This is a genomic window from Kitasatospora griseola (assembly GCF_044999035.1).
GTDB lineage: Bacteria > Actinomycetota > Actinomycetes > Streptomycetales > Streptomycetaceae > Kitasatospora > Kitasatospora griseola.
In genome coordinates this window covers 3375013-3395120 of record NZ_CP173360.1, presented here as the reverse complement: position 1 = coordinate 3395120, position 20108 = coordinate 3375013, and the positions used below count along the sequence as shown (strand labels likewise).

Here is a 20108-nt window from a genome sequence, read left to right as displayed (position 1 = left end):
GGCGCGTCGGCGGGCCGCGGAGCGGTGCATCGCGGCCCGGACTTCCCGTACTGTCGTGCCATGCCACGCCGATCGGCGACGATGCTCGCCGCCACCCTGCTGCTGATAGGCCTGCTCTGTGCCTCGGTCCTGATGAAGGTGCCGTTCACCGAGATGAGCCCGGGGCCGACGTACAACACCCTCGGCGTGCAGGACAAGACCGGCACCCCGGTGATCACCATCACCGGGCGCGAGACCTACCCGACCAGCGGTCACCTCAACATGACCACGGTCCAGGTCACCGGGGCGAACTACCAGCCCAGCCTGATCTCGGCGATCGTCGGCTGGATGCGGGGCGACGTGCTGGTGGTGCCGCACGACAACGTCTACCCGAAGGGCCAGACCGACCAGGAGGCCCAGCAGCAGAACGCGGAGGAGTTCGCCTCCTCCGAGGACAGCGCGAAGACCGCTGCCCTCAAGCAGCTGGACATCCCGGTCACCACGCAGATCATCGTCTCCTCGGTGACCGCGGGGGCCCCCTCCGAGGGCAAGCTGCACGCCGGCGACCGGATCGTCGCGGTGGACGGGGTGCCGATCGCCACCCGCACCCAGGTCGCCGAGCAGGTGACGAAGCACAAGCCCGGCGAGACCACCGTCTTCACCGTCGTTCCGCACGCCAAGGCCGGCCAGACGCCGAACCCGGCGGACGAGGAGCAGGTGTCCATCACCACGGCCAAGGCCCCGGACGAGGACCGGGCCATCGTCGGCATCACGCCCGGCGTCGACCACGTCTACCCGTTCAAGATCGACATCGGCCTGCAGGACGTCGGCGGCCCGAGCGCCGGCCTGATGTTCGCGCTCGGCATCGTCGACAAGCTGACCCCCACGGACCTCACCGGCGGCAAGTTCGTGGCGGGCACCGGCACCATCGACGACGACGGCACGGTCGGGCCGATCGGCGGCATCCAGATGAAGCTGATCGCCGCCCGCGACAAGGGCGCCGAATACTTCTTCACCCCCGCCGACAACTGCTCGGAGGCGACGAAGGGCACGCCCTCCGGCCTCACCCTGGTCAAGGTCGACAACCTGGCGGGGGCGGTCAAGGCCCTCGACTCCATCCGGAGCGGGGACAAGGCGGCGCTGCCCAGCTGCAACAAGTAGGCGCGAAGCGCGGACAGCGGACAGGCGCACAGCCAGGGGCACGTGGGATGTACCTCCCGGCCCGCTGCCGGCGCTCCGGTCTGTGCGCTCCCCGGTTTCGCGCCCGCCGGCCTTCGCCTACTGGAACGTCGCGAGCAGCGCCTGGGTGAGGTTGGGGACGAGGTCCGGGCCGGTGAGGACCTCGCGGGCGATGTCCTTCTCGCGCAGGCGCAGGGCGACCTCGCGGGCGCCGTCGCGCAGGACCGCGGCGGTGATGCGGACCTCCTGGCGCTGGGGGTGGGTGGCCACCCAGTCGTTGATCTCCTGCTCGGTGGCGTTCTTCGGGCGGGAGGACTCGGCGCCGGGCGGGAGCATCAGGCGTTCGACGACCAGGGCGCAGCCGACCACGCCGTCGGGCCAGGCGATGGTGCCGAGGAAGCGGTCGAGCTCGGTGCCCGCGGGGATCTCCTCCTGTTCGACCGGGGTGAGGCCGGTCGGGTTCTCGTCCAGGCCGAGCTGCGTGGCGAGCCGCGGGTTGGCCTTGCGCATCTGGGCGTTGTCGACCAGGGCGAACAGGCGGGCGGGGTTGTCCCAGCCGAGGGTCGCGGCGTGCTCGTCGATCTCCAGCGCGGCCCGGGTGAGGGGGGTGGCGGCGGGCATGCCGGAGGCGGCGTTGGTCAGGTCAGGGGAGTCGGACATGGGGCCATCCTCACATGTTCGGGGGGGCCGTCTCCAACTCCGACGCAGTGTCCGGGAACTCCGGTAAAGACTGTTTAAGTTGCACTGGAGTCCGGTGTCTCCGCCCGTCCACGGCGCGGCACTGTCATCCCCAACGACAACAACAGCTGAGGTGGCGTCTTGACCTTCCAGATGCCGGATCGTTCCGATCCGGGTTTCCGAGCGAGAGTCGGGCCGCCCCCGCGCCGGGCGAAGGTGCTGCTGCTGACGGTCGGCGTGCTGGCGGTGCTGTTCCTGCTGTTCGTCATGTTCGCCGGGCTGTGGACCGACTGGCTGTGGTTCAGGTCGGTCAAGTACAGCTCCGTCTTCACCTCGCAACTGGGCGTGAAGATCGGCCTGTTCGCGGTGTTCGGGCTGTTGATGGCGCTGGTGGTCGGGTTCAACCTGTGGCTGGCGTACCGGCTGCGGCCGCCGCTGGCGGCGATGTCGGTGGAGCAGCAGAGCCTGGACCGCTACCGGATGGGCGTGGCGCCGTTCCGCAAGTGGCTGGTGATCGGCCTGTCGCTGCTGGTCGGTCTGGCGGCCGGTGCGGCCGCGAGCGGGCAGTGGCGGACCTGGATGCTGTGGATCAACGGCACGCCGTTCGGGCAGAAGGACAGCCAGTTCCACCTGGACGTCTCGTTCTACGCGTTCGAACTGCCGTGGTACGAGTTCCTGCTGGGCTTCGCGTTCAGTGCGGTGATCGTGTCGCTGCTGGCGGCGACCGCGGTGCACTACCTGTACGGCGGCCTTCGGCTGCAGGGGCCGGGCCGTCGGGCGAGTGCCGGGGCGCAGGGTCATCTGGCCGTGCTGCTGGGCGTGTTCGTGCTGCTGAAGGCGGTGGCGTACTGGCTGGACCGGTACGCGCTGGCGGTGAAGAGCGAGTCGTACAAGGGCGTCGGGGGCTGGACCGGTCTGCGGTACGTGGACGCGAACGCGTTCCTGCCGGCCAAGACGATCCTGTTCTTCGTGGCGATCATCTGCGCGGTGCTGTTCTTCCTGACGCCGGTGCGGCGGACCTGGGCGCCGGCGCTGATCGGCTTCGGGCTGATGGCGCTGTCGGCGGTGCTGGTCGGCGGGCTGTACCCGGCGATCGTGCAGCAGTTCCAGGTCAAGCCGAACGAGCAGGCCAAGGAGACGCCCTACATCCAGAAGAACATCGACGCGACCCGGCAGGCCTACGGGATCGCCGACGTGCAGGTGGATCCGTACTCGCCGAAGGACACGCCGGACTCGGACAAGCTGAAGCTGGACGCGCAGACCGTGGCGGACATCCGGCTGCTGGACCCGAACGTGGTGTCGCCGACGTTCCAGCAGAACCAGGCGCTGCGGCAGTACTACGCGTTCCCGAAGACCCTGGACGTGGACCGGTACGGCGACCAGGACACCGTGCTGGGCGTGCGCGAGCTGGACCTGACGGGCGTTCAGCAGCACAACTTCATCAACGACCACTTCAAGTACACCCACGGGTACGGCGTGGTCGCCGCCAAGGGCAACCAGGTGGACGCCAACGGCAACCCGGTCTACACCGAGCAGTCGCTGCCGACCACCGGGGCGATGGGCGACTACCAGCAGCGGGTCTACTACGGCGAGAAGTCCACCACGTACTCGGTCGTCGGACCGGGCATGGACGAGATCGACTACACCCGGGACTCCGACCCCGACCGGACGTACCAGTACACCGGCGGCAGCGGCGTCTCGCTGGACAACCCGCTGACCCGGGCCGCGTACGCGGTGAAGTTCGCCGAGCCGCAGCTCCTCTACTCGGGGGCGATCAAGGACGGCGCGAAGATCCTCTACGACCGCACCCCGAAGGAGCGGGTGGAGAAGGTCGCGCCGTGGCTGTCGATCGACGCCGACCCGTACCCGGTGGTGGAGAACGGCCGGCTGGTCTGGGTGCTGGACGGCTACACCACCTCCGACGGCTTCCCGTTCTCGTCCAAGACGGTGCTCGGCGACGCCACCAAGGACTCGCTGACCGACCAGCGCGGCCGCACCCTGAGCGCCGTCAACGAGGTCAACTACATCCGGAACTCGGTGAAGGCCACGGTCGACGCGTACACCGGTGAGGTGACGCTGTACCAGTGGGACGAGTCCGACCCGGTGCTGAAGACCTGGATGAAGGCGTTCCCGGGCACGGTCCAGCCGAAGGCGGACATCCCGGACACGCTGCTGCCGCACCTGCGCTACCCGCAGGACATGTTCAAGGTGCAGCGCGACCTGCTCGGGATGTACCACATGACGGACGCCACGGCGTTCTTCAACGGCACCGACATCTGGGAGGTGCCGGTCGACCCGACCGTCAACGCCGACGAGGTGCAGCCGCCGTACTACCTGACGCTGCGGATGCCGGACGCGAAGAAGGCCAACTTCTCGCTGACCACCTCGTTCGTGCCCTCGGGCCGGAAGAACCTGGCGGCGTTCATGACCGCGGACGCCGATCCGGGGGAGGACTACGGCAAGCTGCGGATCCTGCGGATGACGTCCGAGTCGGGTGCGCTCGGCCCGGCGCTGACCCAGGCGAAGTTCAACTCCGACACCGAGGTGGCCCGCCAGCTGACGCTGCTGCGCAGCGGCAGCGACTCGGACCTGGTGTACGGCAACCTGCTCACGCTGCCGGTCGGCGGCGGCATCCTCAACGTGGAGCCGGTGTACCTGGTGGCCCGCGGTGCGAAGGTGCCGGTGCTGAAGAAGGTGCTGGCGGTGTACGGCGACCGCAACGTGGCGCTGGAGGACACCCTGGACAAGGCGCTGGCGAAGGTGCTCGGCGCGGCGGCCGGCGGGGCCACCACCCCGACCGCCCCCGTCGACCCGGGCAGCACCACGCCGCCCGCCCCGACCACGCCCGCGCCGGGCGTCAACCCGGCGCTGGACAAGGCCCTGGCGGACGCCCAGAAGGCGTTCACCGACGGCCAGGCCGCGCTGAAGAACGGCGACTGGGCGGCGTACGGGCAGGCCCAGCAGGCGCTGCAGAAGGCGCTGGACGCCGCGGTGGCGGCGGAGCCGAAGGCCGGCTCGGGCGGCGCCTCGCCGGCGCCGTCCGGTTCGCCGTCGCCCACCGGCTGAGCTGCGAGAACCGATTTGCTGTTCCACTCCGCGACCGTGCTACTGTGGTTTCACCGACGCGGGGTGGAGCAGCTCGGTAGCTCGCTGGGCTCATAACCCAGAGGTCGCAGGTTCAAATCCTGTCCCCGCTACTCAGTAGCCGAAGGCCTGGAGGCATCAGCCTCCGGGCCTTCGTCGTTGCTGCTCGGGGTGGCGCATCGGCACCCCGAGATCGTGCTAGAGTGATCTCACCGACGCGGGGTGGAGCAGCTCGGTAGCTCGCTGGGCTCATAACCCAGAGGTCGCAGGTTCAAATCCTGTCCCCGCTACTCAGTAGCGAAAGGCCCGGAGGCATCAGCCTCCGGGCCTTTGCCATTCCTTGGTGCAGACCCGATTGACACCCCCACTGGTCCAGTCCAATCTGGGTCATGCCCATGACGGGCGGCCCCCACCGCCCGCCTCGTGGTGCTGCAACGCGTATGCCCGCAACGGGAATCGTTCGTGTTCTGCTTCCGTCTGCCGCTCTCCCCGACCGGGGTGTCGGACGGCGTTTCCTGCATCCCCACGTGACAGGAGAGGCACATCCGCATGCACCGCAACAACCGAAGGGTCTGGGCCGTCACAGCGGCGGCCGCCACCCTGCTCGCCGGGGCGATGTCGCTGCTGGGAGCCCCCGACGCGACCGCCGGACCGGCCAACACCACCGGCGCCCCCGCCACCAGCGGCGGGATGAAGGTCGCCTACTTCGACCAGTGGTCGATCTACCAGAACGCCTACTACCTGAAGAACGTCGACACCAACGGCATGGCCGGGAAGCTCGACTACCTGCTGTACGACTTCGCCAACATCGACCCCACCAACCTGACCTGCTTCGAGGCCAACTCGGCGGCCTCCCAGGACGAGAACAACCCGAACGCCGGCGACGGCGCGGGCGACTACTACGCCGACTACGCGAAGACCTTCGCCAACGGCAACAGCGTCGACAACTCCACCGACACCTGGAACCAGCCGCTGGCCGGCAACTTCCACCAGCTCCAGGAGCTGAAGGCCAAGTACCCGAAGCTGAAGGTGCTGATGTCGATCGGCGGCTGGACGTACTCCAAGTACTTCTCGGACTCGGCCGCCACCGACGCCTCCCGCAAGAAGTTCGTCTCCTCCTGCGTCGACATGTTCATCAAGGGCAACCTGCCCGCCCAGGGCGGCTACGGCGGCCCCGGCACCGGCAAGGGCATCTTCGACGGTTTCGACATCGACTGGGAGTACCCGGGCGGCGGCGGCCACACCGGCAACCACTCCTCGCCGAACGACAAGCAGAACTTCACCGCGCTGCTCGCCGAGTTCCGCAGCCAGCTCAACGCCCAGGGCACCGCCGACGGCAAGACCTACGCGCTGAGCGCCGCGCTGCCGGCCGGCCAGGACAAGATCCAGTACGTCGAGACCGACAAGATCGCCCAGTACCTGACCTTCGCCGACCCGATGACGTACGACATGCACGGCGGCTGGGAGGCGCAGGGCCCGACCAACCACCAGACGGGGATCTACCAGAACCCGAACGACCCGTCGAACAACATCCCGCCGGGCAACGCCAAGTACTCCATCGACGAGGCGATCAAGGCGTACACGGTCGGCGACCCCTCGTACGGCATCCCCGGCGGCTTCCCGGCCAACAAGCTGAACATGGGCGTCCCGCTGTACTACCGCGGCTGGACGGGCGTGGCGGCCGGCGCCAACCACGGGCTGTTCCAGCCGGCCAGCGGGCCCGCGCAGGGCGCGCCGAACTCCGGCAACGTCGCCGGCGTGCGGATGTACAAGGAACTGCTGGGTGTCGTCGACAACGCGAGCTACACGTACTGGGACCCGGCCTCGCAGGCCTCGTACTTCTACGACGGCACCAACTTCTGGTCCGGCGAGAACGCCAGGTCCATCCAGGCCAAGATGGACTATGCGCACTGCAACGGGCTCGGCGGCTCCTTCGTGTTCTCGTTGTACGACGACCCGAACGCGGTACTGCTGAACCCGCTGGTGACGGCGACCAACGGCTCGGCCGCCAACTGCCCCGCGCCGCCGACCTCGCCGTCGCCGAGCGCGAGCAGCAGCGGCGGCACCAGCCCGTCGCCCTCCACCTCCGCGAGCGGCTCGCCGTCCTCGTCGCCGAGCGGCTCGCCGTCCGGCAGCCCGTCGGGCAGCCCGTCCTCCTCGCCGAGCGGGCCCAGCGGCGGGATCGTCGCCAACCCCGGCCTGGAGTCCGGCGCGCTCAGCCCGTGGACCTGCGCGGGCAGCGGCGGCGCCGTGGTCAGCGGCGGCCACACCGGCTCGTACGCGCTGCAGGGCAACACCAGCGCCGGTGACACCGCGCAGTGCCAGCAGACCGTCACGGTCAAGCCGAACACCACGTACACGCTGTCCGCGTGGGTGAAGGGCAACTACACCTACCTGGGCGTCACCGGCTCCGGGGCGGACAGTTCGACCTGGACGCCCGGCGGGAGCGCGTGGGGGCAGCTGTCCACCAAGTTCACCACCGGCGCCTCGGTCACCTCGGTGACCATCTGGGTGCACGGCTGGTACGGACAGGGCGCCTACCAGGCGGACGACTTCACCGTCGGCTGACCTGTCGTCACCATCCATTGAAGGAAGGCCCGGAGGGAATCGCCCTCCGGGCCTTCGGCCTTGTGTGCATCGAGTGTTGATCGACTCCGGTACGATGCGTGGCCGGGGTTTGTGGGGCTCAGTGTCGGGAAATCGACAAAGCGCTGAAGCAATCTCGCCGGGCTTCGGCCCCGCTCCGCCAAAACGGACGGAGCAGGTGTACGAGGGTTGCTGGGTGATGCGACGATGGACCACGAGGGGGACGCGGCGCGGCCGTTGACGGGCCGTCCGATCCGGCGTGACCCCTGGGGGACCCGTCCCGGGCCGACGGCCGGGGGCGAATGCCGCGACACTCGGGGGGAGCTGGAGTCGGCATGAAACTCATCGGAAGGAACGGAACGGGAGAACCACCGACGGCCAGCAGCAGCACGGACACCGGCACCGGTGCCCGACCCGCCCGCCGGCCGGGCGGCAGCCTGCCCGCACAGCGCCACACCGCCGGCCGCGGCCTCGCCGCATCCGGCTACGGTCCCGACAGCCTCGTCCACCTGACCGCCGACCAGGTCGTCGCCACCGCCTCCGCCCGCGACCTGCTGGAGAGCGACGACGGCTCCGACAGCTTCGAAACCGCCCTCGCCGCCCGCGAACAGGCCGCCCTCGAAGCCCGCCACCGCGGCTCCGCCGACGCCGGCGACCCCGGCGCCGCCAGCCAGCTCGGCGCCCTCCTGCTGCGCCGCGGCGACCTCCAGGACGCCGAACCGTACCTGCGTACCGCCGCCGCCGCGGGCCTGCGCGCCGCCGCCAACAACCTCGGCGTCCTGCTCCACCAGCAGGGCCAGCGCGCCGAAGCCGGCCAGTGGTGGCGGCAGGCCGCCGTCGCCGGCTCCGCCCCCGCCGCCCACGCCCTCGGCCTGCAGCTGCGCGACCAGGGCGAGGAGGAAGCCGCCGAGTACTGGCTGCACTTCGCCGCCGAACAGGGCCACCCGCTCGGCGCGTACGCCCTCGGCGACCTGATGGAACACCGCCGCGACGTCCGTGCCGAACGCTGGTTCAAGGCCGCCGCCGACTCCGGCCACCGCGAAGCCGCCTACCGCCTCGCCCGGATGCGCGAAGCCGCCGGCGACAAGGACACCGCCGAGACCTGGTACCGCACCGCCGCCGCCCGCAGCCACCCCCGCGCCGCGCTGCGCCTCGGCGTGCTCCTCGAAGCCCGCGGCGACCTCGACGAAGCCGCCCGCTGGTACCGGCAGTCCGCACAGAACGGCGAAGCCCGCGCCGCCTGCGCGCTCGGCTTCCTGCTCCGCGACGCCGGCGACCCCACCGCCGCCGCCGAATGGTGGCAGGAGGCCGCCGAAGCCGGCGACGCCGCGGCGGCCAACGCACTCGGCGCGCTGCACGCCGGCCGCGGCGAGGACGCCGTCGCCGAACGCTGGTACCGCGCCGCGCTCGACGCCGGCGACCACAACGGCGCCTTCAACCTCGGCCTGCTGTGCGCCGGCGTCGGCCGCGACACCCAGGCCGAACAGTGGTACCGCCGCGCCGCGTACGCCGGCCACCGCGAAGCCTGCAACGCGCTCGCCGTCATGCTGCTCCAGCGCGGCGACGAATCCGGCGCCGAGCCCTGGTTCTCCAAGGCCGCCGAGGCCGGCTCCGTCGACGGCGCGTTCAACCTCGGCGTGCTGCACGCCGGCCGCGGCGAGACCCGGCAGGCCCAGGAGTGGTACGCCCGCGCCGCCGCCGAGGGGCACGGCGAAGCCGCCCTCCAACTCGCCGTCGTCCAGGAGCAGCGCGGCAACCTCACCGGGGCGCTCGACCGCTACCGGCAGGCTGCGGAGGGCGGCTCCGCGGAGGGCGCGTTCCGGCTCGCCTCCCTGCTCGACCGCCGCGGCGACGCCGACGCGGACGCCGAACACTGGTACGCGGTCGCGGCGGACGCCGGGCACCTGCGGGCGCAGGTCCGGATGGGCGTCCGGGCCGCGGAGCGCGGCGCGCTGCAGATCGCCGAGAGCTGGTACCGGCGCGCCGCGGAGGGCGGCAGCCGCAGCGCCGCCTTCAACCTCGGCCTGCTGCTGGCCCGGCAGGACTCCGAGGCCGAGGCGATGCTCTGGTACACCCGCGCCGCGGACGCCGGGCACGGGCGCGCGGCCCTGCGGCTCGCGCTGCTCGCGCTGCGACGGGGGGAGGCCGTCCAGGCCGAGAACTGGTGCAAGCGGGCAGCGGAGTACGGACCGGCGGAGGTCGCGGAGCGGGCGGGGCGGCTGCTGGGGGCGTTGAACGCCGAACTGTCCGCGTAGGGGAGTACCCCCAGGGGCGCGGGGAACTGCGCGAAGGGGAACGCACCCGTCGGAAAGATCGCGACGCAGGACAATGACCTGCACGTGCTTGCGACCTCACGGACGGGCCTTGCGCTTGTCGCGCAGTTCTCTCCCAGCCCTGGCGGGCCGGGAGGTACCCCCACGCGCCCCTGTTTCCGCACCCGTCAGAGCGACAGTGAGCGCAGCGCTGCTTCGTGGAGGATCCCGTTGGTCGCGACCGCGTCCGCGCCGGAGGGGCCGTCGATGCCGTCGAGGCCGGTGAAGCGGCCGCCGGCCTCCTGGACGACGATGCAGGGGGCGGCCATGTCCCAGAGGGAGAGTTCGGGTTCGGCGGCGATGTCGACGGCGCCCTCGGCGACCATCATGTAGGACCAGAAGTCACCGTAGGCCCGGGTGCGCCAGCACTTGCGGGTGAGGTCGAGGAAGGCGTCGAGGCGGGCGCGCTCCTCCCAGCCGCTGAGGGAGGAGAAGGAGAGCGAGGCGTCGGCCAGGCGGGAGACCTTGGAGACGTGGATGCGCTGGGCCTTGGCGAGGCTGCGGCCGGCGAACGCGCCGAGTCCCCTGGCGGCCCACCAGCGGCGGCCGAGCGCGGGGGCGGAGACGATGCCGACCACCGGGGCGTACTCGCCGTCGGGCTGCTCCTCGAGGAGGGCGACCAGGGTGGCCCAGACCGGGACGCCGCGGACGTAGTTCTTGGTGCCGTCGATCGGGTCGATCACCCAGCGGCGCGGGCCGGAGCCCTGCAGGCCGTACTCCTCGCCCATCACGGCGTCGCGGGGCCGTGCGCGTTGCAGGACGGAGCGGACGAGTTCCTCGGCGGCCTTGTCGGCGTCGCTGACCGGTGTCAGGTCGGGCTTGGTCTCGACCTTCAGGTCGAGCGCCTTGAAGCGCTCCATGGTGACCGAGTCGGCCGAGTCGGCGAGGACGTGGGCGAGTCGGAGATCGTCGTGGTAGTCGGCCATGCCCGAACCCTAGCGGACTCAGTGTCCCGAGCCGCTGAGCTGCAGACCGATCACACCTGCGATGACCAGGCCGACCGAGACCAGCTTGAGGGTGGAGGAGGACTCCCCGAGGAAGACGATTCCGTACAGCGCGGTGCCGGCGGCGCCGATGCCGGTCCACACCGCGTAGGCGCTGCCCACCGGGAGGGTTTTCAGGGACAGGGTGAGCAGGCCGAACGAGCCGAGGGCGAAGAGGCAGAAGCTGATGGTGGGCCAGAGCTTGGTGAAGCCGTGGCTGAGCTTGAGGTTGACCGCGAATCCCGTTTCCAGCAGACCGGCGAGGATCACCATGGCCCATGCCATCGGGTTGACTCCCTGTCAGATAGGACGGTGTGACCTTCCTATCGTTACCCAGTGGACAGGGCCGGGCGACTCGTCGGGCGGTGAACTCTCAGTCCTCCTCGTGGGCCTCCTTGGTGGCGAGGAGGCGGCGCAGCGAGTACAGCCGGGCCGGGTCGGCGTGGCCGTCGGCGACCCAGGCGTCCAGTGCGCAGTCCGGTTCGTCGTGCGAGCAGGCGCGCGGGCAGCCCTCGGTGCCGGGCTCCAGGTCGGGGAAGGCGAGGATGACCCGGGACGGGTCGATGTGGGAGAGGCCGAAGGACCGGAAGCCGGGGGTGTCGATCACCCAGCCCGGGTCGAGGGCCTTGCGGGAGCCGGGCTTCACGCCGGGCGGCGGGGGCAGCCGGAGGGCGAGCGCGGAGACGGTGGTGTGCCGGCCGCGGCCGGTGACGGCGTTGACGCGGCCGGTGGTCCGCTGCTGGTCCGGGACGAGCGCGTTGACCAGGGTGGTCTTGCCGACGCCGGAGTGCCCGATGAACACGGTGGTCTTCCCGCGCAGGTGCTCCCGGACGGCCTCCGCGCCGGTGGTGGCCAGTTCGTCGTGCCGGGTCACCACGTAGTCGATGCCGAGCGACGCGTACGACTCCAGCAGCTCGTCGGCCGGCGCCAGGTCGGACTTGGTGAGCACCAGCAGCGGCTCCATCCCGGCGTCGTACGCGGCGACCAGGCAGCGGTCGATCAGCCGGGGGCGGGGCTCCGGGTTGGCGAGCGCGGTGACGATGGCCAACTGCTCGGCGTTGGCGACCACGATCCGCTCGTACGGGTCGTCGTCGTCCGCGGTGCGGCGCAGTACCGAGGTGCGTTCCTCGACCCGGACGATCCGGGCCAGGCTGTCGGGGGCTCCGGAGAGGTCGCCGACCAGGTTGACGATGTCGCCGACGACCACGCCCTTGCGGCCGAGTTCGCGGGCCTTCATGGCGGTGACCAGGCGTTCGTCCTTGGTTCCGCCGTCGACCAGGCAGGTCATCCGGCCCCGGTCCACGGTGAGGATCATCGCCTCGGCGGCGTCCTCGTGCTTGGGCCGGATGCGGGTGCGGGGGCGGGAGCCCCGGCGGCCCGGGCGGCTGCGGATGTCGTCCTCGTCGGCGTCCTTGCCGTAGCGGCGCATGTTCGTGATCCCCCGTCAGCCCTGGCCGAGGAGGTCGGCCCACATCTGCGGGAAGTCCGGCAGGGTCTTCGCGGTGGTCGCCACGTTCTCCACCAGGACGCTGTCCACCACCAGGCCGAGGACGGCGGCGGCGGTGGCCAGCCGGTGGTCCTCGTAGGTGTGGAAGACGCCGCCGTGCAGCGGGCGGGGGCGGATCCGCAGGCCGTCCTCGGTCTCCGAGACGTCGCCGCCGAGGTCGTTGATCTCCTTGGCGAGCGCGGCGAGCCGGTCGGTCTCGTGCAGCCGCAGGTGGGAGATGCCGTACAGGTGGGACTCGGAGTCGGCGAGGGCCGCGACGGCGGCGATCACCGGGGTCAGCTCGCCCACGTCGTGCAGGTCCACCTCGATCCCGTGGATCTTGCCGGTGCCGGTGAACTCCAGCCCCTCGTCGGTGCTGTGCCTATTGACAAACCGGCAGCTGCCGCCCATCGCACTGAAGATGTCGCGGAGCTGGTCGCCGGGCTGGTAGGTGTGCTTGGGCCAGTCCCGGACGACGACCCGGCCGCCGGTGGCGAGGGCCGCGGCGAAGAACGGGGCGGCGTTGGACAGGTCCGGCTCGACCACCAGGTCGCGGCCGATCAGCGCGCCCGGGGTGACCCGCCAGACGTCCTTCTCGCCGCCGTCCTCGGGGGCGTCCACCTGGCCGCCGGCCTTGCGGATCATGTCGACGGTCATCCGGATGTGCGGCAGCGAGGGCACCGTCGCGCCCACGTTGCGGATCTCCACGCCGTTGTTGAAGCGGGCGCCGGACAGCAGCAGCGCCGAGATGAACTGCGAGGAGGACGAGGCGTCGACCTCCACCGGGCCGCCGTCCAGCGCGCCCGCGCCGTGCACGGTCAGCGGGAAGCCGCCGCGGCCGCCGTCGTCGATCCGGGCGCCGAGCGCGCGCAGCGCGTCGATCACGCCGTGCTGCGGGCGCTCGTGGCTGCGCGGGTCGCCGTCGAAGTGCACCGGGCCGTCCGCGAGGGTGGCCAGCGGCGGCAGGAAGCGCATCACGGTGCCGGCGTTGCCGACGTCCACCTGCGCCGGGCCGCGCAGCCGCTCGGCCGGGATGACCCGCCAGGCCTCGCCGCCGCCGGTGCCGCCGGACGCCTCGTTCACCGTCTCCTCGACCGTCACGCCCAGTGCCCGCAGGCCGTCCGCCATCAGCTGCGAGTCGCGGCTGCGCAGCGGGCGGCGCACCCAGCCCGGGCCGTCGGCGAGGGCGGCCAGCACCAGGGCGCGGTTGGTCGCGGACTTCGAGCCGGGGATCGTCACGGTGGCGTCCACGGCGGCGGTGGCGACGGGAGCGGGCCACAGGGAGTCGGTCATGTCGCCCAGTCTATGAGGCCCGGCCCCGCTACCGGGGAAGCAGCCAGGCCGCCCCGAGCCCCAGGCAGGCCAGCGCCACCACCAGGAACAGCGCCATCCAGGCCGTCGCCGGCACGCCCGTCAGCCCGGCCAGCTGGTCGGCGTCCGAGCCGGACGCGCCGCCGCGGCGCCGGGTGGAGAACAGCTCGACCACCGGGCGCGCCCCCGCCAGCAGGAGGAACCACACGCCCAGGTGGGCGAACGCGCCCTGCCACTCGGCGCTCCCGTACCGGCACACCGCGACGATCGCGCCGCCGGTGACCAGCACGGCCAGCACGCCGAACACGTTCCGCAGGGTGAGCAGCATCGCCGCCAGCAGCGCGATGCCGATCCACAGCAGGGCGGTGGTCAGGCCCGCCCCCAGCAGGGCGGCGCCGCCCAGGCCGAGCAGCGACGGCGCCGGGTAGCCGGCCGCGAAGGTCAGCATCAGGCCGGGTCCGGTCCGCCGCCCGGAGGTCACCGTCAGCCCGGAGGTGTCCGAGTGCAGCCGGATGCCGGAGAGCCGGCGGCGGGTCAGCAGCGCCATCACGCCGTGCCCGCCCTCGTGCGCGATGGTCACCACGGTGCGGCTCAGCCGCCACACCGGGCGCATCGCCACCGCCAGCAGCGCCGCCGCCGCGGTGCCCCACACCAGCCAGTTCGGCAGGGCGGGCTGTACGGCCGTCACCCGGTCCCAGAGTTGTGCGAAGTCCATTCCGGTGGGCCTCCGATCACCGTCGTTCGGTCCGGCAGCGTTTCACGGAAGGACGGGCGGCGACCAGCGACCGGTTCTGCTCTGGCAAGCTGAACGGCATGTGCGGCCGCTTCGCCTCCTCCACCGACCCCGCCGAGCTGGTCCGGCACTTCGGCGTCCGGCAGTGGGATCCCACCGAGACGCTGGCCCCGAGCTGGAACGTCGCCCCGACCGCGTCCGCCTTCGTCGTGCTCGACCGCGCGCCCCGCGGCGAGCGCCGGCCGGTGCGTCAACTGCGGGTGCTGCGCTGGGGGTTGGTGCCGGCCTGGGCGAGCAGTCCGGACACCGCCGTGAAGATGATCAACGCCCGGGCGGAGACCGTCCACGAGAAGCCCGCCTACCGGCAGGCGTTCGCCTCGCGGCGCTGCCTGATACCCGTCGACGGGTACTACGAATGGCAGACCGCGCCCACCGGCGACCTCGCCCGGCCGCCGCGCCGCCCGTACTTCGTCTCCCGCGCCGACGGCGCCCCGCTGGCGCTGGCCGGACTGTACGAGTTCTGGCGCAACCGGGCCGTGCCCGGCGACCACCCCGACGCCTGGCTGGTCACCTGCACCGTGGTCACCACCGCCGCCGAACCGCTGCTCGCCCCCGTCCACGAACGGATGCCGCTGTACCTCGGCCCCGACCGCTGGGACGCCTGGCTCGACCCCCACGCCGAGACCGCCGACCTCACCCCGCCGCCGCCCGGCGAGCTGCGCATCCACGCCGTGCCCGACGAGGTCGGCTCGATCCGCAACAACCACCCGGGCCTGACCAGGCGACTCACCGAGGACGACCGCACCACGCTGTTCTGAGCCCGTCCTCTCTATACGCTCGGCGCCATGCAGCGGATCATCGAGACCCCCGCCGGCGACGCCCGGCTCCACTGGTTCCGGGCCGAGGCCCCGCGCGCCGTCCTGCTGCTCGGGCACGGCGCGGGCGGCGGCATCGAGGCGCCCGACCTGCAGGCGCTCGCCGCGGCGCTCCCGGCGGCGGGCGTCACCGTGGTGCTGGCCGAGCAGCCCTGGCGGGTGGCCGGCCGCAAGCTCGCCCCCGCGCCGAAGACCCTCGACGCCGGCTGGCCCGCGCAGTTCGCCGCCGCGGCCGAGGAGGGGCTGCCGGTGTTCGCGGGCGGCCGCAGCGCGGGGGCCCGGGTGGCCTGCCGCACCTCCGCCGGGCTCGGCGCGGCGGGCGTGCTGGCGCTGGCCTTCCCGCTGCACCCGCCGGGCCGGCCGGACAAGAGCCGCGCCGAGGAACTGCTGGAGACCGGCCTGCCCACCCTGGTGGTGCAGGGCGGCGCGGACACCTTCGGCGCCCCGGAGGAGTTCCCGGCCCTGCCGGACACCCACCGCCTGGTCGAAGTGCCGTACGGCTCGCACGCGTTCAAGGTGCCGAAGAAGGCGCCGCTCGGCCAGGACGAGGCGCTGGCGCTGATCACCGGGGCGGTGGCCGGCTGGCTCTGAACCCGGTCCGGAGTGCGGGAATGTCTCGTCGCCGTGAGCGGTTGCACGAGTCGTCAGAACATGCGCCGGTGGAAAGGCAGGGTTCATGGGTTCGATCGCGTGCCCCGAGCGGTCCGAGGAGCGGGCTTCGCTCGTACCGGACTGGTCGCAGTGGGTTGCCGCGGGCGAGAAGCCGGTCAGCCCGATATCCTCGCTTCCGGGTCGGCCCGTGGTGGGCCGAGTGCAGCTGACCGAGGAGGTGGGTCCGGTCGTCGGGACCGATGACGCGGCCGTGTCTGGTGCTTCAGGCACCGACCAGGGCCGTCCGGAGGGCGAACAGCTCACCGGCGACGAACTGGCCGAGGCGATCGGCGAGGACACCTTCCGGGTGTCCGAGAGCGAGAGCGAGACGGCCAGGCGCGCGCGCTTCGAGCGCGACGCGCTGGGTTTCCTGGACCCGATGTACTCGGCGGCCCTGCGGATGACCCGCAACCCGGCCGACGCGGAGGACCTGCTCCAGGAGGCGTTCGCCAAGGCGTACGCGTCGTTCCACCAGTTCCGCGAGGGCACCAACCTCAAGGCCTGGCTCTACCGCATCCTCACCAACACGTTCATCAACTCGTACCGCAAGAAGCAGCGTGAACCGCAGCGCACCGCGGCCGAGGAGATCGAGGACTGGCAGCTCGCGCGCGCCGAGTCGCACATGTCGACGGGGCTGCGCTCCGCCGAGGCGCAGGCGCTCGACCACCTGCCGGACAGCGACGTGAAGGACGCCCTGCAGGCGATCCCGGAGGAATTCCGGATCGCGGTGTATCTCGCGGACGTCGAGGGCTTTGCGTACAAGGAGATCGCGGACATCATGGGTACACCCATCGGTACGGTGATGTCCCGACTGCACCGTGGTCGCCGCCAGTTGCGCGGCATGCTGGAGGACTACGCCCGCGAGCGGGGGCTGGTCCCGGCCGGTACCGGTGCAGGGCACGAAGCGAAGGGCGCGGGCTCATGAGCTGCGGCGATCCGCACGAGACCGAGTGCGGAGAGGTGCTCGACCACCTCTACGAATTCCTCGACAACGAGATGCCCGAGGGCGACTGCGCCAAGCTGCGGGTGCACTTCGACGAGTGCTCGCCGTGCCTGGAGAAGTACGGCCTCGAACAGGCGATCAAGGCGTTGATCAAGCGCTCGTGCGGCTGCGACGACACGCCCACCGACCTCCGGGCGAAGGTGCTGGCCCGGATCGACTCGATCCGCGCGAGCCAGCGCCCCGGCGAGGGTCCGACCGTCGAGGTGTCCTCGGTCGGCGTGGAGATGACGGTCGAAGGCGCGGCCGGTCACGGCTCCGCCGTCGCCACTGCGGAGTGATTACTCACTCGATCGAGTGAGCTGTCGCTGCTCCGGCTGCGGCAATCCGCGATCGTGCGCCCCGTCCGGGTGGCCGGGCCCTATTCTCTGACGAGTCCTCACGTCGGAGGGCCCGGTACGGGCTGGGGAGGCCGAGATCGCCAGCGAACGCGAGCGCATCGCCCTGCCGGGGCGGGCCATGGTCTACCTGGCCGCCGTGGTGACGGCGGCGCTCGCCGCGCTGCTGCCGCTGTCGGCGATCGGGCCCGGACTCGCCTGGCCCCGAGTCGCGCTGCTGTCGCTGCTCCACCTCTGTCTGGAGTCGCTCGCCCAGGGCGCCCGCACGCCGTGCGCCCGGGTGTGGCGGTGGCTGCGCGGCCGGCCCGGGTCGGAGAGCCCGGCGGACCCGCGCGGCAGCGGCTTCTTCCCGGTGCTGTTCGCCGGCGTGCTGATGCTCCCCCCCGCCGCCGCGGCCCTGGTCGCGCTGCCCGGGGCGCTGCTCGGCCCGGCCCAGCAGCCGCGCGCCCTGCGCCGGGTGTGGAACGCCGCCCAGCTGGCGCTGGCCGCCGCCTGCTCCGCCGAGGTGTTCCGGCTGCTCGGCGGCTCCCGGCTGCTGCTGGGCACCCGCTTCCCCGGCGCGGCCCTCGGCGCGCTCGCCGCGATCCTGACGTTCTGCCTGGTCAACGGCGTGCTGGTGGCCGGCATGGTGCGGCTGACCTGCGGCTCGGCCGGCCACGGCGTGATCCGCAAACTGCACCGGGCGGCGCCCGCGGCGCTGCTGCACGGCGCGGGCGGGCTGATGGTCGCGGTGCTGTGGCAGGGCCCGTACGGGGCGTTCGCGGCGGTGCTCGGACTGCTGCCGCTGACCATCACCGCCTGGCTGTCCGCGCAGGGCCACCGCGAGCGGTCCGCGCACCGGGCCACCGTGCAGGCGCTGGTGCAGGCCGTGGAGATCAAGGACGCCTACACCCGCGGCCACAGCGAACGGGTCGGCCGGGCCTCGGTGCTGATCGCCCGCCAGCTGGGCCTCGCCGAGGACCGGATCCGCACCCTGCACTTCGCCGGCACCCTGCACGACGTCGGCAAGCTCGCGGTGGCCACCGAACTGCTGCGCCGCAACGGGCCGTTGACGGTGGCGGAGCGGCGGGCCGTCGAGGTGCACCCGGTGTTCGGGCACGAGCTGGTGCGGCAGCTGGACTTCCTCGGCGAGGGGCGCGACGGCATCCTGCACCACCACGAGCGGATCGACGGCCGCGGCTACCCGCACGGCCTGTCCGGCGACCGGATCCCGGAGTTCGCCCGGATCATCTCGGTCGCCGACGCCTTCGACTCGATGACCTCCACCCGCTCCTACCGGCGCGGCCGTCCCGTCCAGGAGGCCGTCACCGAACTGGAGCGGTGCGCCGGCAGCCAGTTCGACCCGGTGATGGTGCAGGCCCTGGTGGAGGCCGTCGCCGAACACGGCTGGCAGCCCGAGCCGCCGCCGCCCGGCGGCTGGGACGGCGAGGTGCCGGACATTCCGCTCGGCGTGCCCGAGCCGGCCCGGATGCCGCAGCAGTCCGGCCAGGGCCTGCCGGCCGGCGGGACGACATGACCGTCCGGCGGCCGGGCCCGGCCGACCTGCTGCACGGCGCGGCCGTCCTGCTCGGCGGCTGCGCGCTGGCGCACACCCTCGCCGTCGGCACCAACCAGGCCCGGGTGGCGCTGGCGTTCGCCGCGCTGATCGCGCTCGGCCAGTGCGCCGGGCCCGCGCTGCCCGGCGACCGCGAGCCGGCGCCGGTGGCCACCGCCGTCGCCCTCGCGTACGCGCTGCTCGGGCCGCTGCACGGACTGCCCACCGGGCACGGGGTGCTGCAGGCCACCGCCGTCACCGCGGTCGGCACCGCCGCCGGGCTCGTCGCGCAGCTGGCCGGGCGGGCCGCGCTGGCCGCCGTCCGGCGCCGGCCGCGCAGCCCGCTGGGCGGGCTGGACGCCGCCGCCCGCCGGCTGGTCACCGTCACCTTCGCCGCACTGCTGTTCCAACCGCTGTACGAGTCCGGCGCCACCGACCGGCTGCCCGGACCCGCGTACGGGGCGCTGCTGGCGGCCGTCGCCGCGCTGGCCGCGCTCGGCGACGCCGTGCTGGCGGCCGGGCAGCAGCGGGCCCGCACCGGGCTGCGGTACAGCGCCGCGCTGGACGACCAACTGCACGCGCTGCTCGGCATCGGCTCCGCGCAGGTCGCCACCGGGCTGCTGCTCAGCCTGCTGGCGGGCGAGGCCGGGCTGTGGGCGCTCCCGGTGTTCTGCGTGCCGCTGCTGCTCGCGCAGGCCTCGTTCCGGCGGGCCGTGGAGGTGCGGGCCACCACCGGGCAGACCATCGAGACGCTCGCCCGGGCCACCGAGATCGCCGGCTACACCACGCCCGGGCACGCCCGCCGGGTGGCCGACACCGCGTGCGCGCTGGGGCGCGAACTCGGGCTCGGAAGCCGTGAGTTGACGCTGCTGGAATATGCCGCGCTGATGCACGACATCGGCCAGCTGTCGCTGGTCGAGCCGGTGCCCGGCGGGGCGACCGCGCTGCTGCCCGACGACGAGCAGCAGCGGATCGCCCGGCTCGGCAGCGAGGTGATCCGGCGCACCGGCGTGCCCCGGCAGGTGTGGCAGCAGGTCGCCCGGCTCGCCGATCCGTGCCGGCTCGACGACGGCCGGCACGACCCGACCCTGCCGCTGGCCTCCCGGATCATCCGGGTCGCCAACGCGCACGACGACCTGCGCACCGCCGCCGCCGACCGCCCCCGGGCCGGCGCCCTCGACCCCCTCGACCACCTGCGGCTGGACGCCGGCCGCGGCTACGACCCGGTGGTGTTGGACGCGCTCGCCCGGCTCGGCCGCCGCGGCCACCGCGCGGCCCGCTGCCGGTTCGCGGCCCGATGAGCCCCGCGGCCCGCGGCCTGAATGGCCGCGCGGGGCGCGCAGCCCGCGGCGGGCGTGGTTGGATGCGGTCGTGGCGGG

The 20108-nt window shown here is 72.6% G+C and carries 16 protein-coding genes and 2 tRNA genes; 12 read left to right on the top strand and 6 right to left on the bottom strand.

Annotation, left to right across the window (positions count from 1 at the left end; genetic code table 11):
• Positions 1-60: 60 nt before the first annotated feature.
• Positions 61-1140, top strand: coding sequence for a PDZ domain-containing protein (locus tag ACI1MP_RS15135; RefSeq protein WP_404868842.1), 1080 nt, complete (start codon positions 61-63; stop codon positions 1138-1140).
• A 117-nt stretch (positions 1141-1257) separates the two neighbouring features.
• Here ACI1MP_RS15135 and ACI1MP_RS15130 read toward each other — a convergent pair whose 3' ends face one another.
• Positions 1258-1818 carry a PPA1309 family protein gene (locus ACI1MP_RS15130; RefSeq protein WP_189271028.1) on the bottom strand — a complete coding sequence of 187 codons (561 nt, stop codon included), beginning with the start codon at positions 1816-1818 and terminating at the stop codon, positions 1258-1260.
• A 171-nt stretch (positions 1819-1989) separates the two neighbouring features.
• Here ACI1MP_RS15130 and ACI1MP_RS15125 point away from each other — a divergent pair, with 171 nt between their 5' ends.
• The 5 genes from ACI1MP_RS15125 to ACI1MP_RS15105 all read left to right on the top strand — a co-directional run bounded on the left by ACI1MP_RS15125 (position 1990) and on the right by ACI1MP_RS15105 (position 9761).
• Positions 1990-4902, top strand: a complete 2913-nt coding sequence (locus ACI1MP_RS15125) for a UPF0182 family protein (RefSeq protein ID WP_404870804.1) — start codon at positions 1990-1992, stop codon at positions 4900-4902.
• A 57-nt stretch (positions 4903-4959) separates the two neighbouring features.
• Positions 4960-5033 (top strand) — tRNA-Met (locus tag ACI1MP_RS15120).
• 103 nt (positions 5034-5136) lie between these two features.
• Positions 5137-5210 (top strand) — tRNA-Met (locus ACI1MP_RS15115).
• Between the two features lie 259 nt (positions 5211-5469).
• Complete coding sequence (locus ACI1MP_RS15110; protein WP_404868841.1) at positions 5470-7488, top strand: glycosyl hydrolase family 18 protein; 2019 nt, start codon at positions 5470-5472, stop codon at positions 7486-7488.
• A 353-nt stretch (positions 7489-7841) separates the two neighbouring features.
• Complete coding sequence (locus ACI1MP_RS15105; RefSeq protein WP_363472716.1) at positions 7842-9761, top strand: tetratricopeptide repeat protein; 1920 nt, start codon at positions 7842-7844, stop codon at positions 9759-9761.
• A 185-nt stretch (positions 9762-9946) separates the two neighbouring features.
• Here the strand turns inward: ACI1MP_RS15105 and hisN are convergent, their stop codons facing one another.
• From hisN to ACI1MP_RS15080, 5 genes are all read right to left on the bottom strand, one after another.
• Positions 9947-10744, bottom strand: a complete 798-nt coding sequence (gene hisN, locus ACI1MP_RS15100) for a histidinol-phosphatase (RefSeq protein WP_404868840.1) — start codon at positions 10742-10744, stop codon at positions 9947-9949.
• Between the two features lie 18 nt (positions 10745-10762).
• Positions 10763-11086, bottom strand: coding sequence for a multidrug efflux SMR transporter (locus ACI1MP_RS15095; RefSeq protein ID WP_043915951.1), 324 nt, complete (start codon positions 11084-11086; stop codon positions 10763-10765).
• A gap of 88 nt (positions 11087-11174) precedes the next feature.
• A complete protein-coding gene (rsgA, locus tag ACI1MP_RS15090) occupies positions 11175-12230 on the bottom strand; it encodes a ribosome small subunit-dependent GTPase A (protein ID WP_380342761.1) in 1056 nt (351 codons plus the stop codon).
• A gap of 15 nt (positions 12231-12245) precedes the next feature.
• Entirely contained in the window at positions 12246-13580 is a 1335-nt protein-coding gene (gene aroA / locus ACI1MP_RS15085; RefSeq protein WP_404868839.1) for a 3-phosphoshikimate 1-carboxyvinyltransferase, read from the bottom strand.
• 28 nt (positions 13581-13608) lie between these two features.
• Positions 13609-14313, bottom strand: coding sequence for a M50 family metallopeptidase (locus ACI1MP_RS15080; protein WP_100588078.1), 705 nt, complete (start codon positions 14311-14313; stop codon positions 13609-13611).
• Positions 14314-14411: 98 nt separating this feature from the next.
• Between ACI1MP_RS15080 and ACI1MP_RS15075 the strand changes: the two genes are divergently transcribed.
• The 6 genes from ACI1MP_RS15075 to ACI1MP_RS15050 all read left to right on the top strand — a co-directional run bounded on the left by ACI1MP_RS15075 (position 14412) and on the right by ACI1MP_RS15050 (position 20030).
• Positions 14412-15149: an SOS response-associated peptidase gene (locus tag ACI1MP_RS15075; RefSeq protein WP_380342765.1), complete on the top strand. Its 738-nt coding sequence runs from the start codon at positions 14412-14414 to the stop codon at positions 15147-15149.
• Between the two features lie 27 nt (positions 15150-15176).
• Complete coding sequence (locus tag ACI1MP_RS15070; protein WP_404868838.1) at positions 15177-15797, top strand: alpha/beta family hydrolase; 621 nt, start codon at positions 15177-15179, stop codon at positions 15795-15797.
• Positions 15798-16035: 238 nt separating this feature from the next.
• Entirely contained in the window at positions 16036-16782 is a 747-nt protein-coding gene (locus ACI1MP_RS15065; protein WP_043916813.1) for a sigma-70 family RNA polymerase sigma factor, read from the top strand.
• Positions 16779-17138: a mycothiol system anti-sigma-R factor gene (rsrA, locus tag ACI1MP_RS15060; RefSeq protein ID WP_043915957.1), complete on the top strand. Its 360-nt coding sequence runs from the start codon at positions 16779-16781 to the stop codon at positions 17136-17138. The genes ACI1MP_RS15065 and rsrA overlap by 4 nt, the downstream gene beginning before the upstream one ends.
• Positions 17139-17316: 178 nt before the next feature.
• Positions 17317-18711, top strand: coding sequence for an HD-GYP domain-containing protein (locus ACI1MP_RS15055; protein WP_380342772.1), 1395 nt, complete (start codon positions 17317-17319; stop codon positions 18709-18711).
• Positions 18708-20030 carry an HD-GYP domain-containing protein gene (locus ACI1MP_RS15050; RefSeq protein ID WP_380342774.1) on the top strand — a complete coding sequence of 441 codons (1323 nt, stop codon included), beginning with the start codon at positions 18708-18710 and terminating at the stop codon, positions 20028-20030. The genes ACI1MP_RS15055 and ACI1MP_RS15050 overlap by 4 nt, the downstream gene beginning before the upstream one ends.
• Positions 20031-20108 lie beyond the last annotated feature (78 nt).

Coding starts and splice junctions, on each gene's coding strand:
- ACI1MP_RS15135 (WP_404868842.1), top strand. CDS start 61: ATGCCACGCCGATCGGCGACGATGCTCGCCGCCACCCTGCTGCTGATA.
- ACI1MP_RS15130 (WP_189271028.1), bottom strand. CDS start 1,818: ATGTCCGACTCCCCTGACCTGACCAACGCCGCCTCCGGCATGCCCGCC.
- ACI1MP_RS15125 (WP_404870804.1), top strand. CDS start 1,990: ATGCCGGATCGTTCCGATCCGGGTTTCCGAGCGAGAGTCGGGCCGCCC.
- ACI1MP_RS15110 (WP_404868841.1), top strand. CDS start 5,470: ATGCACCGCAACAACCGAAGGGTCTGGGCCGTCACAGCGGCGGCCGCC.
- ACI1MP_RS15105 (WP_363472716.1), top strand. CDS start 7,842: ATGAAACTCATCGGAAGGAACGGAACGGGAGAACCACCGACGGCCAGC.
- hisN (WP_404868840.1), bottom strand. CDS start 10,744: ATGGCCGACTACCACGACGATCTCCGACTCGCCCACGTCCTCGCCGAC.
- ACI1MP_RS15095 (WP_043915951.1), bottom strand. CDS start 11,086: ATGGCATGGGCCATGGTGATCCTCGCCGGTCTGCTGGAAACGGGATTC.
- rsgA (WP_380342761.1), bottom strand. CDS start 12,230: ATGCGCCGCTACGGCAAGGACGCCGACGAGGACGACATCCGCAGCCGC.
- aroA (WP_404868839.1), bottom strand. CDS start 13,580: ATGACCGACTCCCTGTGGCCCGCTCCCGTCGCCACCGCCGCCGTGGAC.
- ACI1MP_RS15080 (WP_100588078.1), bottom strand. CDS start 14,313: ATGGACTTCGCACAACTCTGGGACCGGGTGACGGCCGTACAGCCCGCC.
- ACI1MP_RS15075 (WP_380342765.1), top strand. CDS start 14,412: ATGTGCGGCCGCTTCGCCTCCTCCACCGACCCCGCCGAGCTGGTCCGG.
- ACI1MP_RS15070 (WP_404868838.1), top strand. CDS start 15,177: ATGCAGCGGATCATCGAGACCCCCGCCGGCGACGCCCGGCTCCACTGG.
- rsrA (WP_043915957.1), top strand. CDS start 16,779: ATGAGCTGCGGCGATCCGCACGAGACCGAGTGCGGAGAGGTGCTCGAC.
- ACI1MP_RS15055 (WP_380342772.1), top strand. CDS start 17,317: ATGGTCTACCTGGCCGCCGTGGTGACGGCGGCGCTCGCCGCGCTGCTG.
- ACI1MP_RS15050 (WP_380342774.1), top strand. CDS start 18,708: ATGACCGTCCGGCGGCCGGGCCCGGCCGACCTGCTGCACGGCGCGGCC.